This is a genomic window from Sphingomonas canaveralia (assembly GCF_047238125.1).
Lineage (GTDB): Bacteria > Pseudomonadota > Alphaproteobacteria > Sphingomonadales > Sphingomonadaceae > JBDFMH01.
The window spans coordinates 393,554-407,533 of sequence record NZ_JBDFMH010000001.1; the positions used below are offsets into that span (position 1 = coordinate 393,554).

Annotated in this window: 11 protein-coding genes; 2 read left to right on the forward strand and 9 right to left on the reverse strand. The window is 68.5% G+C overall.

Annotation, left to right across the window (positions count from 1 at the left end; translation table 11 throughout):
- Nucleotides 1–4 precede the first annotated feature (4 nt).
- Nucleotides 5–1,807 (forward strand): YcaO-like family protein, encoded by a 1,803-nt coding sequence (locus ABC347_RS01940; RefSeq protein ID WP_413246980.1) that lies wholly within the window; start codon nt 5–7, stop codon nt 1,805–1,807.
- On the opposite strand, the gene ABC347_RS01945 is transcribed toward ABC347_RS01940, so the two are convergent.
- Nucleotides 1,785–3,704: a trifolitoxin synthesis, TfuA gene (locus tag ABC347_RS01945; protein WP_413244103.1), complete on the reverse strand. Its 1,920-nt coding sequence runs from the start codon at nt 3,702–3,704 to the stop codon at nt 1,785–1,787. The genes ABC347_RS01940 and ABC347_RS01945 overlap by 23 nt on opposite strands.
- A gap of 205 nt (nt 3,705–3,909) precedes the next feature.
- Between ABC347_RS01945 and ABC347_RS01950 the strand changes: the two genes are divergently transcribed.
- Nucleotides 3,910–4,539, forward strand: a complete 630-nt coding sequence (locus tag ABC347_RS01950) for a hypothetical protein (protein ID WP_413244104.1) — start codon at nt 3,910–3,912, stop codon at nt 4,537–4,539.
- Between the two features lie 16 nt (nt 4,540–4,555).
- On the opposite strand, the gene ftsH is transcribed toward ABC347_RS01950, so the two are convergent.
- The 8 genes from ftsH to ABC347_RS01990 form a co-directional block, all read right to left on the reverse strand.
- Entirely contained in the window at nt 4,556–6,502 is a 1,947-nt protein-coding gene (gene ftsH / locus ABC347_RS01955) for an ATP-dependent zinc metalloprotease FtsH (RefSeq protein ID WP_413244105.1), read from the reverse strand.
- A gap of 66 nt (nt 6,503–6,568) precedes the next feature.
- The gene (gene tilS, locus ABC347_RS01960) at nt 6,569–7,585 is read right to left on the reverse strand and encodes a tRNA lysidine(34) synthetase TilS (protein ID WP_413244106.1); all 1,017 of its coding nucleotides are present in this window, start codon (nt 7,583–7,585) and stop codon (nt 6,569–6,571) included.
- Between the two features lie 33 nt (nt 7,586–7,618).
- A complete protein-coding gene (locus tag ABC347_RS01965) occupies nt 7,619–7,765 on the reverse strand; it encodes a hypothetical protein (RefSeq protein WP_413244107.1) in 147 nt (48 codons plus the stop codon).
- Between the two features lie 48 nt (nt 7,766–7,813).
- Entirely contained in the window at nt 7,814–8,725 is a 912-nt protein-coding gene (locus ABC347_RS01970; RefSeq protein ID WP_413244108.1) for a YbgF trimerization domain-containing protein, read from the reverse strand.
- Between the two features lie 62 nt (nt 8,726–8,787).
- The gene (locus ABC347_RS01975; RefSeq protein ID WP_413244109.1) at nt 8,788–9,660 is read right to left on the reverse strand and encodes a helix-turn-helix domain-containing protein; all 873 of its coding nucleotides are present in this window, start codon (nt 9,658–9,660) and stop codon (nt 8,788–8,790) included.
- Nucleotides 9,661–9,746: 86 nt separating this feature from the next.
- On the reverse strand, nt 9,747–12,026 hold the full coding sequence (gene ptsP / locus ABC347_RS01980; protein WP_413244110.1) for a phosphoenolpyruvate--protein phosphotransferase: 2,280 nt from the start codon (nt 12,024–12,026) through the stop codon (nt 9,747–9,749).
- A gap of 59 nt (nt 12,027–12,085) precedes the next feature.
- Entirely contained in the window at nt 12,086–13,657 is a 1,572-nt protein-coding gene (locus ABC347_RS01985) for a methyl-accepting chemotaxis protein (protein WP_413244111.1), read from the reverse strand.
- Entirely contained in the window at nt 13,654–13,977 is a 324-nt protein-coding gene (locus ABC347_RS01990) for a hypothetical protein (RefSeq protein ID WP_413244112.1), read from the reverse strand. Before ABC347_RS01990 ends, ABC347_RS01985 begins: the two co-directional genes overlap by 4 nt.
- Nucleotides 13,978–13,980 lie beyond the last annotated feature (3 nt).

Genomic DNA, 13,980 nt, shown 5'->3' on the forward strand with positions numbered 1-13,980 from the left:
CGCGCTGCGCGCCGCGCCGGCCGAGGCGTGGGCCGATCGGATTGATGCGATCGCGCGCGCCATCGGCATCTCGCGGATCGGAAATGTCACCGGCTTCGATCGGATCGGTATCCCGGTCTGGCAAGCGGTGCGACCCATGTCGCGATCGCTCAGCGTTTCGCAGGGCAAGGGGCTCAACCGGGCACAGGCACGGCTGTCGGCGGTACTCGAGGCGCTAGAGCTCCATTGCGGCGAACGCTGCCCACCGGGCGATCGCACCGGTACCCTTACCGCGCTGGGGGCCGATTGGGGGCGTCAGGGCAGTGATCCGCACAGGATCCGCGATTGGATCGACGGCATCGATCTTCTGAGCGGGCGCCGCATTCCGGTGCCACGCTCGCTCGTCTTGCTCGACATGACCGGACCGGCCGGCGATCTGGATGGGTGCAGCGATGGCATGGGTGCCGGCGGTACCCGCGATGAGGCGCGGCTTGCCGGCCTGTGCGAACTGATCGAGCGCGAGGCCCATGCCCGGTGGCAGGCCCGACCCCGTGCCGAGCGCGCCGCTACCCGGCTGATCCCGGACACGATCGATGACCCCACCGCCGCCCAACTGATCGCCATGTGCACCGCCGCCGGCTGCCTGCCGACGATCCACGACCTGTCGGACGAGTTCGGCACCGCGGCGTTCCTGTGCGTTTTGCGCGAAGCAGGCTCGTCTGATGCCCGGCGGATCGCGCCGGCGGGCGGCAGCGGCTGTCATCCCGATCGATCCTTCGCACTGCGCCGGGCGATCCTCGAAGCCGCCCAGACGCGTGTCACCGCGCTTGCCGGCGCGCGCGAGGATCTCTCGCAAGCCCATTATGACGATGCCGGCCAGCTAGATCTGGCGCTTGCCGTGGAAGACGCGCTCGCCGGGCCGCCGCAGCGATCGTTCGGCACGGTCCCGCATGCCAGTTACACCACGGCCGCGCAGGCGATCGATGCGCTGCTGCGACATCTGCCCGGGCCAGTCGCGGCGATCGACTTCGCGCCCCCCGTCGCCGGCGTCGCCGTTACCCGGCTGATCGCGCCGTGGCAACAGGTGCCGCGCATCGCCCGTGGCCCGCGCGCAGAGCCGATCGATGCCGCATCCACCGGTGGCCGACTGATCTTCGTCGGGCCGAGCGCGCCGGCATTGCTCGCAGCACCGCCGCCCGGCATCGTCACCCGTCCGCCTGCGCGCTGTGGAGATGTCGCCGCCGCCATCGCCGGGGGGGCGTCAGCGATTGGCCTTGTCGATGGTGTGTTCGGAGATGCCCCCAGCGTCTGGCACAAGGAACTGCTGTTCGCGATCGAGGCTGGCGTCCCGGTGTTGGGCGCGGCCAGTCTCGGCGCGATCCGCGCTGCCGAACTCAGGCGTTTCGGCATGATCGGTATCGGCGCGGTCTTCGAAGCCTATGAGGCTGGCCGGATCGCGCGCGACGATGCCGTGCTGGTGGATCACGCTCCTCCCGCCCTTGGCTGCCGACCGCTGAGCCTGGCGCTGGTCGACATCTGCGCCACGCTCCGCAGCATCACCTGGCCGATCGGCCTCGCGCGCAAGCTGATCCGCGCCGCCGCCGCGCTGCCGGTACCCGAACGGACGTGGCCCGCGATCCTTTCGGCAGTGGGGGTCGACGATATCGCGCTGAAGGCACGGATCGCGGCGTCCGCAATCTCGGTAAAGCAACGCGATACCGCTGCCCTGGTGAAAGCGATGATGTCCGATCCGATGCCGGCGGCGCGCATCGCACCGGTGCCGGTCACCCGCTTCGTCGCGCAGTTCAGCCCAGTCCGGCGCGTCTGAGCCCTTCGCTCAGCCGCGTCCGATCCGATGCGCGCGCGAACGGCAGGCAGGTCTCCAGCGATCCCACCAGATCCGTATCGGTCGGGATCGCGGCTCCGGTCCACATCCGCATGAAACGCTGGCGCAACGCAGCGGTCAGGTCGCTGCCGCCGTCGTTCAGCCAGCCGCCATTGGCGACCCGCAGGCCCAAATAATGGAAGGAAGCCGCGCCCTGCATCGCGAAGTGGCGCTCAGCCTCGCGATGTTCGCCGCGCAGCATCAGCAGCGTCGCCAGATCGGCGAAATAATCTCCGTGCGGCACCGGGTTCAGCTCGATCGCCCGGCTCAGCAGCCGTTCGGCCTCGTCATGGTCGCCCAGATGAACCAGGCCGAAGCCGGCCGCGTTCAGGCAATCCGCATTATAGGCATTCAGCAGCAGCGCAGCGCGGAAATTCTGGCGCGCGGCGTCGGGCTCGTGCGCGCGGACCATGCACCAGCCGAGCACGATCCGCGCCCGCGAGTTCATCGGATCGAGCGCGGCGGCGCGCTGCGCCAGGTCGAGCGCCCGTTCGCGCAACGCCGCCACGTCATGCCCCGCGATCGTCTGCAGATAATCGGTATTGTAGATGCGGGCGAGCAGCAGCAGCGCCTGTGCATCGCGCGGCGTCGCCGCCAGCGCGCGCTCCAGCAGGTCGGCCGCCGCGCGCGCCTCGGCATAGCTTGCAGCCGCCGCCACCAGTGCCCGCGCCCGCAGATAAAGCGCGACCGGCGCATCCGCCGCCGCCGGCAGGGCATGGCCCACGTCGCGCGCGATGGTCGGCTCGATCGCGCCCACGATCCGGGCCACGATCCCATCGATATCGTGGGCGACGCTCCCCGGCTCGATCTGCGCCTGGTGCGTCCACAGCATCCGACCCGATCGGCGGTCGCGCAGCCGCAGGTTGGCGCGCAGCATGCCTTCCTGCGATCGCACCGATCCTTCCAGCACATACACGGCGATCGCCTGTGCAAGCACCGCCGGGTCGGCTTCCTCGCCGGGGGCGGATACGGCGATGTCGCGAAACCGCGCCAGCACGGTCAGCACGTCGTCCGCGCAGATCCGGGCCATCATCTGGGTCTGCGGATCATCGCCGAGCACATCGAACGGTGCCACGATCACGATCGGCGGCGTGGACGGCGCCTCATCGCTCGCGATCGGCAGCGCGGCGGGGGCGTGGAGCCCAGCATTCAGCGCGGCCTGCGTTTCCGCGGCAGGTTCGGCATCGCAGTCATTGGCCAGCGCCGTCGTCAACCGGCGAAAACGCCGTCGCGCGGCGGCCTGGTCGCCGGCCAGGAAATCGAATCGCATCCCCGCGCGTGCAACCATCTCATTGCCCGGGTCGAGCGTCTCCAGCGCGGTCGCGATCGCCTGGCCGGTTGCCGGCGGGCAGGCGGCGGTTTCGATCAGCCGCAGCGCATCACCCACGATCCGCTCCGCCGCGCCTGCGCGCTGCGCCTGCAGCCAATGGTCGAATTCGGTCTCGATGCCGTCCAGATCGGCAAACAGCTCGCCTTCGATCGCCGCCAGCGTCGCTGCGGTCGCGGTCAGGTCCCCGGCCCTGAGGGCAGCCGTCAGCTGCGCCAGATCGGTTTCGACCGCACCGGGTGCCAACCGCACCGTCAGCCTGTCCGCCAGCACGCGATCCTCGCCGATTGCTCCGCGCAACTCGGTCAGCGCCTGGCGCACGCTGGCGCGCGCCTGATCGGGCCCGCGCGTGCCCCACAGCAGCCCGGCCAGGCGATCGCGCGACGCGCCGCCTTCGCCGCAGGCCGCGAGATAGGCGAGCAGCGCGCGTGCCTTGCGACCCCGCGGCGGCGCGATCCCTGTCGCACCGGCGATGCCCAGCGCACCGAAACATCGCAACGTCACCCGATCCATCGATCCGTCTTCCCGCGATGAAGGTCCATTATCCTGCCGGAACGATGCCACGGCAACCGGGGGTGTCGATCGGGCGTGTCGGCCCGTCGACGAACGCTGGCGCAGGTCCGTCGCAGCGGATAGGCAAGCTAACGCAATGTCTTTCATCTCGACGCCGTCCGATCGCTCCCCCAGCCGACCGCGGTGGAGGACCGTTTTGCGCAGCATGATCGCAGTTGCTGTGTCGGTTTTGGGGACGGCGGAGCTGGCTGCGGCCATGCCTTCGGGCCATGAAGCGATCGCGGCGGCGGCGAGTTGCGTGATCCGGGCGGAGCCGGATCGCAGCATCGCCCGCGTGTCGGTCATCCCTGGCACGGTCCAGGAGGATGCGCTGCTCGCGGCGCTCGAACCGGCTTTCCAGCGCTGCAGCGTTGACGCGGGCGTGGCGGTGCGCGGCAACTGGGTCGCGCTTGATGGGCAGCTGGCTGAGGATCTTTATCGCCGGGCGATCGCACGGCGGCGGGCAACGCCGGTCGATCAGGTCGAGGCCGGCGATGCGCTGCCGGGCGCGATCCTTTCGCAAATGCAGGATTGGCCGCGCGATAGCGCGACGGTAGCGTGCGCGGTCGCGCTAGACCCCGGCGCCGCCGATCGCCTGATCCGCACCGGACGCGGCACCGATGATGAAGCGCGTGCAATCATGCCGATCCGCACGATCCTGCCGCGATGCCTGCCGGTCGGGCAGCAGCTGGCGATCTTTCCGATGGCGCTGCGCGGGGAAGTGGCGCGCGCGCTTTATCGCGATGTCAGTGATCTGATCGATATCGTCCAGGGCCGGACCGCGGCTTCCCGCTGATCCGGCCCCCGATCGATCAGGCGCCCTGCGGCGCGGCGCCGCCGAAACCGCCCGGCCGCTTGCTCTTGGGGATCGACGATCCACCGATGCCCAGCGCGATCGGCTTGTTGCGATTGCCCTGATTGCGGTCGATCGGCTCGCCGGCGACGACCTTGTTGATCTCCTCGCCGGACAACGTCTCATATTCGAGCAGCGCCTGCGCCAGCGAATGAAGCTGATCGATGTTGTCGGTCAGCAGCTTCTTCGCCTTTTCGTAGCTGCCTTCGACGATCTTCTTGATCTCCTCGTCGATCAGCTGCGCGGTCTGGTTCGACATGCGGATCGGGCGGCTCTGCGAATAGCCCAGGAAGCTCTCACCCTCCGGCTCGGCATATTCGAGCGGACCCAGCGCGTCGGACATGCCCCAGCGCGTCACCATGTCGCGTGCCAGGCCCGATGCGTAGCTGATGTCCGACGACGCACCGGACGACACCTTGTCGTAGCCGAAGATCACTTCCTCGGCGACGCGGCCGCCCATCGAGACCGACAGGTTCGCGAACATCTTGTCGCGATGGTAGCTGTAATTGTCGCGTTCCGGCAGGCGCATCACCATGCCCAGCGCACGGCCGCGCGGAATGATGGTGGCCTTGTGGATCGGGTCGGATGCCGGCTCGTGGATCGCCACGATCGCATGGCCGGCCTCGTGATAAGCGGTCATCCGCTTCTCGTCCTCGGTCATCACCATGGACTTGCGCTCGGCGCCCATCATCACCTTGTCCTTGGCCAGCTCGAACTCGGCCATGGCCACGAGGCGCTTGCCGAAGCGTGCGGCCATCAGCGCGGCTTCGTTGACGAGATTGGCGAGGTCCGCACCCGAGAAGCCAGGCGTGCCGCGCGCAATCGTGCGGGCATCGACGTCAGGCGCCAGCGGCACCTTCTTCATGTGGACCTGAAGGATCTTCTCGCGGCCCTCGATGTCCGGGCGCGGCACGACCACCTGGCGGTCGAAGCGGCCGGGGCGCAGCAGCGCGGGATCAAGCACGTCGGGCCGGTTGGTCGCGGCAACGATGATGATGCCCTCGTTGGCGTCGAAACCGTCCATCTCGACCAGCAGCTGGTTCAGCGTCTGCTCGCGCTCGTCATTACCGTTGCCCAGGCCGGCGCCGCGGTGGCGGCCGACCGCGTCGATCTCGTCGATGAAGACGATGCACGGCGCGTTCTTCTTGGCCTGCTCAAACATGTCGCGCACGCGGCTGGCGCCGACGCCCACGAACATCTCGACGAAATCGGAACCCGAGATGGTGAAGAAGGGCACGTTCGCCTCACCCGCGATCGCACGAGCCAGCAGCGTCTTACCGGTGCCCGGCGAACCGACCAGCAGCGCGCCCTTCGGGATCTTGCCGCCCAAACGAGCGAACTTTGTCGGATCCTTCAGGAACTCGACGATCTCCTGCAGTTCCTCGCGCGCCTCGTCGATGCCGGCGACATCGTCGAACGTCACCTTGCCCTGCTTCTCGGTCAGCAGCTTGGCGCGGCTCTTGCCGAAGCCCATCGCGCCCGAGCCAGCATTCTTCTGCATCTGACGCATCACGAAGAAGGCAATGCCCAGGATCAGAATGAACGGCAGAGCCTGGACGAGGATGATCTGCCAGAAGGAAGCCCGCTCCTCGGGCTTGGCGCTGAACGCGACATTCTTGTCGGCCAGACGCTGGACCAGCGTCGGATCGGTCGGCGCATAGGTGCGGAAGGTGGTGCCATTGGTATAATGACCGCTGATCACCTCACCGGCGATCTCGGCATCGCGCACGCTGCCTTCATCGACCTTGGACAGGAATTCGGAATATTGAATCCCGTCCTGCCCTTGCGTCCGCGCGCTTGAATCGAACAGCGAGACGAACAGCACCAGCGCAAGCAGAATGCCCGCCCAGATCGCCAGGCTCTTCATCCACGGGTTGCCCTGCGGTTCCTTGTCGTCACTGTTCATGCGTCGGTCCACCTCTCAGTGCCTAAGATAGGCACGTGCGGGTTAATGGCAATGGAACAAAGCCGATCAGGCTGATCGGATGCGGGACGGTCCGGTCGGCCTGCGCGGCGGGGCGGGGGCGAAGTGCCACAGGGCATTACGCGGGGTCGCCTTGATGCCTCGGATCGTCGCGGCGCGGCCGGCCTCGAGCGTCGCGATCAGCCGGTCGATCGCGGGGCCGTCGTCAGGATATTGGCCGAGATGGGCGATCGCCTTCATTGTCAGCCGCCGGATGAATTCGCGCGGCAGCCCGGTGGTGTCGAGCAGCGCGCTCCCGGCCCCGTCCGCATCGCCGTGATCGAACCGCAGATGCTCGCCCGCAATCCGCTGCTCGGTCCAGTCCAGCGCATCGCTGGCATCAAGGAGGTTGCGGGCTACAGCGGCCAGCCGGCGCGGATCGAGCAGGTCGGTCTCGGCGAGCAGCGCGCGGAACCGCGTCCGATCATGACGCGGGTCGGTGTTGGACGGATCGATCACTGGCACCAGCCCCGCATCCGCGACGATCGCACCCAATTCCGCGCGCGACCAACTGAGCAGCGGGCGGATCAGCATCACCGGCTGCTGCTCGGGCATGCCGCCCAGTCGGCCAACCGGGGCGATGCCGGCGAGTCCAGCCACGCCCGATCCACGCGCGAGCCGCATCAATACGGTTTCCGCCTGATCATCGAGATGGTGGCCGGTCGCGATCCAGGCGATGCCCTCGGCCGCCGCCCATTCGTGCCACGCCCTGCGCCGTGCGACACGGGCTGCGGCTTGGATGCCATGCCCATCGCGGCGAACCGCCACAGTGGCGATGCTGTGCGCAATGCCGAGTGCTGCGCAGATCCTCGCCACATGTGTGCATTCTGCCCCCGCCTCTGCGCGAAGGCCATGATCGATGCTCAGCGCGATCACACCGTCAGGCAGCGTCGCGTTTGCCAGCAGCAGCAGTGCGAGGCTGTCCGGTCCGCCGGAAACCGCCACGCCCAACCGCTCCCCCGCGCGCCAACCGAGGCCGAGCAGATCGCTGCGAAACCGGTCGATCGATGCGGGCTGGATGGTCACCCGGCGGTGCTAGCCCATGCCGGCGAACCGCGGCTACTTCTTTGCGGCTGCCTTGCCGCCCTTCTTGCCGAGCTCCGCCTGCGCAGCGGATGATTTGCGCGGGTGCTTCTCGCCTTCCTTGGCGGCCTTGGCATTGGCCTTCTGCGCGGTTTCGCTGCCCTTGCCCTTCTTCTCGGTCATCGCGTCCGTCTCCTCGGGCGCATCAACGCACGGGACGGCGCACCAGGTTCAGCCGCTGCACTTCGCGTTGATCCGCGCCTTGGCAACATTGTCGCGCAACGACTGGCTGATCTTCTCGCCATATTCGCGGGTCAGCGCGTCATAGGCCTCGCACGCCTTGGTCGCTTGCGGTGTCGGCAGGCGCATCAATGCCTGGCCGAGATAATAAAGGCTGTCAGGCGCGCGATCGCCACGCGGATTCTTCGTGTAATTGGCGTGGAAGGCGACCGCCGCCGCTGCCGGCTTGCCGTTGTCGAGATAGGTGCGGCCGAGCAGGTTCTGCGCATAGCTTGCCCGCTTATGCTGCGGATATTTGGCGAGCATCGTTTTCAGCGCAGCTTCGGCGCCGGCATAATCCTTCGTGTTCCAGGCGCGGTAGCCGGCAAGATAGGCATCCTCGCCGGGGTCGGCGGATGCGGCCGGTGTCGAAGGTTCGACGACAGGTTCGACTTCGGCCGGCGGGCGGGTCGATGCCCGCGGCGGGGGGCCCGAGTCGATAACGGGCGGCGGGGTCTCACCCGCTGCCGGCGCGAAGCTGCCGCCTCGTTCCAGGGCGTCCAGCCGCGATCCGGTGTCGCCGCGCAGCTTGGCCAGCTGTTCCTCCAGCTGGCGCAACTTGAACCTGTCCTGCTCGATCTGCCCCGTCATCCGCTGCAGTTCCTGCTCGAGCGACGACACGCGCGCGGTCAGATCGGCCAGCGGCGCGCTGGCGGGCACGCCGCCTGGCACCTGCTGTGGGGCGGGCGCGCTGATCTCGGGTTCCAGATATGGCTGGCCCCCGGGGAACACCTTGCGCTGTACGGCGCGCATCTCCTTTTCCAACCGGTCGACCCGGTTGCCGATCCCGGGTGCGGAGGATTGTGCGAAGCCCGGAGACGCGGCGCCGATCAGCAGCGCGACGAGCAGGGTCGGTTTCATCATGGGGTGCGGGTTCCGATTGCCAATGTCGCGATCCTTGTGGCGAATGCCGCCTGTCGCCAGCCTTAAGGCCGGGGGGCGGGGGGTGGCACGCCCGTGGTTGGCGGCGGCACCAGCGGTTCCGCACGCACCGAGGGCGCACCGGGCGTGGCGGCCGCGGCGCGCAACGCCGCCGGCTTCAGGCTCACGTCGCGCACGATCTTGCCCGGCGTGCCGAACGCCGGGGCGACGCTCGTGCCGATCTCGATCCGGAATTTCTCGGGCTGGCCGGTCCAGATCATCGGATTGACCGCTGTCGCCGGCACGGCGAAGCGCTGGTCGGCCGCCATCACTCCCATGAACAGCGTGTTCGATCCATCGTAGATCTTCACCCAGCTCGGTGCGAGCGCAATCACCGTGACCGGACCATCCGCGGCGGCCGGGGTGGCGCTCATGGGCGCTGTCGTGCCGGGTGCCGCGCCCGGCAGCGGCTGTGCGGAAGGATCGGTGCCTGCGGCCAGCCGCTCACGATCCTCGGCGCCCGATCCGAACAGGCTGTCGCCGCGCCAAATCGCATAGGCGCCGGCGATCAGCACCGCGACCACCAGCGCAACGATCGCCAGCAGCCGTGGCGGCACGCGTGCCGGGTCGGCGGGCTCGAACGGTTCGGGCACGGCCCGCACCGGGGTCTGGCCCAGCTCGCCGCGGAACTGCTTGGCGATGTCGGCCGGATCCAACCCCACTGCGCTGGCATAGGTGCGGACGAAACCCACGCTGTAGGTGCTCGCCGGCAGCCCTTCGGTGCCGCCGGCCTCGATCGTGCGCAAGTGGCGGACCGGCACGCGGGTGCGTTCGGCGATGTCGTCGACACTCAGGCCCAGCGCCTCGCGCGCCACCGAAAGCCGTTCGCCGACGCGGGCAGTGGAAAGACCGGCCGTTTCGGTTCCGGTATCTGACATGCGACCTCCCGGCGGGCCGATGCTGGCCGCCTCGATCCCTGTTTCGCCCCGGCGATGCAGCAAAGTCAAACCGACAGTTGCCGGCTTCAGCTGATCGTGACGCCGGACCGGTCCGCCCATGCGGCAAGTGCCCCGCGCAGATCGCGCGGCGCCGCCACCAGCAGCGCCGGCATCTCCGCGCGCAGTGCCGCGACATCCAGGCTGCGGATCATCGCCTTGACCGGGCCGACCGCTGCGGGCGTGATCGAAAGCCGGCCGATGCCAAGCCCCAGAAGCGCCATCGCCTCCAGCGTGCGCCCGCCCATCTCGCCGCATACGCCGACCGGCACGCCGGCCGCCTGCGATTGCGCGGTCACCCGCGCCAGAAAGCGCAGGATGGCGGGGCTCAGCCAATCATAGCGCTCGGCCAGCTTCGGATTGGCGCGATCGGCCGCGAACAGGAACTGGGTCAGGTCGTTGGTACCGATCGACAGGAAATCGAGCTTGGGCAGGATCAGGTCCAGCTGCTCGGCCAGCGCCGGCACTTCCAGCATCGTGCCATAGCGGATCGCCTGCGGCAGCATCCGGTTGCGCTCGTGGATCCAATTGCGCTGGCCTTCGAACAGGGTGCGCGCGGCATCGAATTCCCAGGGTTCGGAGATCATCGGGAACATCACGTGCAGCACGCGGCCCGCGGCCGCCTCGATCAGCGCCCGTGCCTGCGCCTTCATCAGCGCCGGCCGTTCCAGTGCCAGCCGGATCGCGCGCCAACCCATCGCCGGGTTCTCCTCGCGATCGGCATTCTCGTCGTTCAGATAAGGCAGCGCCTTGTCGCCGCCGATATCGACCGTGCGGAAGATCACAGGCCGGTCGCCGGCAGCGTCCAGCACGTCGCGGTACAGCCGCTGCTGGCGTTCGCGCTGGGGCAGGGTGGCGGAGACGAGGAACTGGAATTCGGTGCGGAACAGGCCGATCCCGTCCGCCCCGGTCACGTCCAGCGACGCGATGTCGTCGCGCAGGCCGGCGTTGATCATCAGCGTGATCCGCTCGCCATCGAGCGAGACCGGCGGCAGATCGCGCATGGCGGCGAATTCGGCGCGGCGCTTCTGGGTTACGCCCAGCTTCGCATCGAACGCATCTTCCATTGGCGGGTTGGGCCGCACGAACAGGGCGGCTTCGCCTACGTCCAGCAGCAGCGGATCACCGTCGGCGATGCTGTGGCGCACGTCGCGGACGCGGCCGAGTACTGGCACGCCCATCGCCCGTGCCACGATCGTCACATGCGCGGTCAGCGACCCTTCCTCGAGCACCACGCCCTTCAGCCGGCGCCGGTCATATTCCAGCAGTTCCGCCGGCCCCAGGTTGCGCGCCACCAGGATCGTGTCGTGGCGCAGGCCCATCTGGGCGGCCGTGCCGAGCTGGCCCGATACGATCCGCAGCAGCCGGTTCGAAAGATCTTCCAGATCGTGCATCCGGTCCGCCAGCAGCGGATCGGAAATCGCGCGCATCCGCATCCGCGTGCGCTGCTGCACACGCTCGATCGCGGCCTCGGCAGTCAACCCGCTGTCGATCGCCTCGTTGATCCGCCGGCTCCAGCCTTCGTCATAGGCGAACATCTTGTAGGTCTCGAGCACGTCCTGATGCTCGCCCGCCACGCCGAACTCGGCCTGGCTGGTCATCCGGTCGATCTGCTCCCGCATCTGGCGGAACGCGGCATAGACGCGCTGGCGCTCGGCCTCGGTATCCTCGGCCACGGTATGCTCGATATGCACGCGCGGCTGATGGAACACGGCCCGCCCGCGCGCCATCCCCTCGACCAGCTTCAGGCCGGTCAGCCGGGTCGGTCCGGACTCGCGCGATCCGCGGCTGCCGGGGGCATTCTCGTCGATCAGCCCGGCGCCCGCGATCAGCTCGGCCAGCACCATCGCGACGGTCTGCAGCGCCTCGATCTCGACATCGTCGTAGCGGCGCGATGCTTCGTGCTGCACCGCCAGCACGCCCACCGCGCGCTCGCGCCGTACGATCGGGACACCGGCGAAGCTGTGATACAGTTCTTCGCCGGTCTCCGGCTTGTACAGGAATTCGGGGTGGCTGGTCGCCTCGTCCAGGTTCAGCGTCTCGACATTCTCGGCGATGGTGCCGACCAGCCCCTCGCCCAGCGCCAGCTTGGTGACATGCACCGCTTCCTGCTTCAGTCCGCGCGTGGCGAACAGTTCCAGCAGCCCGTCACGCAGCAGATAGATCGAGCACACCTCGCTCGACAATGATTCGCCGATGATCTCGACGACCTGATCCAGCTTCTTCTGCGCAGGCGTGCGCGCCGCCATCACGTCGTGCAGCCGGCGGAGGATCTCGCGGGCGGCAAAGGTGGCGGCGGCGGCGGGCATGATCGAACCGCTATCAGATCGCCCCGCGCGGTGCCACGCCGGGGATCATGTTTCGTGGTTCAGGCGGCGCGCAATCGTTGCACGAACGATCGCGTCGATGTCTCCAGCGTCGTCGCGTGGCCCAGCAGCGCGCCCGCCGCATTGCGCACCTGATCGGAAAGCGATCCGGCTTCGTTGGCGACGGCGGCAGCCCGGTCGATCCGCTGCGCGATCTCGTCAGCGCCGGCAGCGGTGTGAGCGGCGCTACGCTCGATCGATTGCGCGGTACCGCGCTGGGTGTCGATCGCGTGGCGGATCGCAGCGGTGGCATCGGCGAGATGATCGACGGTGCCGGAAACCGCATGCAACGACCGGGTGGCCACGTCTGCACTGCCGCGCACCGCATCGATCAGCGCGATGATCTCGCGCGCCGCCGCGGCGGTCTGTTCTGCCAGCGATTTCACTTCGGTGGCCACCACTGCGAAGCCCAGCCCGGCGTCGCCTGCCCGCGCCGCTTCGATGCGCGCATTCAGCGCCAGCAGGTTGGTGCGCGATGCGATCTGGCGAATCCGGTCGGTGAAGTCGGCAATATCGGTGGTGCGCGATGCCAGCTGACGGACGGCATCGTCGCCGGTGCCGCTCGTGCTGCGGGCCTGCGCGCCGAGCTCAGCCTGCTGTTCGACGCTAGCGGAGATGCTGCTGATCGATTGCGATAGGGTCGCCACGCTGGTCGCCACGGCGCGCGCGGCGGCCGATGCGTCGGCGGCGCTGGCGGCTGCGGCGCGCGACTGATCGCCGCTGGAATGGGCGAGCGCATTCAGCGCGCCAGCCGATCGATCGAGCTGGCCGGCCGCTTCGCCCAGCGAGAGCACCATTGCGCGCACCGATCCCTCGAACTGCTCGGCCAGCGCCAGCAGATCCGCCTCGCGCTGCTGCGCGGCGGCGCGTTCGGCCGCCTCGTGTCGAGCGCGCTCCGCAGCGGCGACCCGTTCGGCCAGCGCTGCAGATTCTAGCGCCGCTTCGGCCTGGGCCTGCGCGTCACGTGCGCCGCGCATCGCAGCTTCGGCGATGCCGCGCGCGGTGGTGGCCTCGAGCGCCAGCCGATCGCTGGTCGTTCGGGCCGCCTCCATCCGTTCCAGCAGCTGCTTCAGTTGCAGCGTGATATGGGTCAACACCGCGCACTGCAGGATCACGGCCAGCGCATGGACGATCACGCGCACCACATTGCCCTGGCCGGTGAAGACCCAGGTCGGCATCACATATTCAAGCAGCAGGTGGTGGATCGCGATCAATACCGATGCCAGCAGGATCGGGCGCCAATCGCACAGCACCGTCAGCGCGGCCAGCGCCACGAAGAAGTACATGTGCATGTCCATCTGCCATTGATGGTCGCGCATCAGGAAAACGAGCAGCGCGGGATGCGCCGCGGCGATCGTGCCGACGGTCAGCCGCGCGACCGCGTCATGGCGCTTGCGCAGCACCATCGCGGTCGGCAGCAGGTTGAGCAGGGCGGCGATCAGGCCGGCGGTGAACCCACCATGCGCGCCGATCGCGAGGCCCAGCACCGGCAGCGCCAGAGCGAAGCACCAGCCGCAGGCGACCAGCCAGATCATGCCGCGGGCGCGTAGCGATTCGATATCGAACCCGGTCATGCGCGCGATCCTCCTGCGCCCTGGATGCAGCCTGCGGGTGGCGCGGCGAGCAGCAGGATGGCGTCCGTACCAATCCGGCGGGTCAGCAGGCCGCGATCGCTTTTCACGACCAGCGATCCGGGCAGGGGGCCACGCCCGATCAATGGGGTATCTGGGCCGATCGCGGAGAGCGCCTGATGCGCAGCGGCGGGGGTCAGCGGTACCAGCCAGAAGCGGCCTTCGTCCGGCGGAGCCAGCGTCAGGATGGTCAACGCCGCGATCACGATCAGGATTTGGGCGATCATCGGGCCGCGACCAGCGATGTCATGCTTAGCGTGCATGAC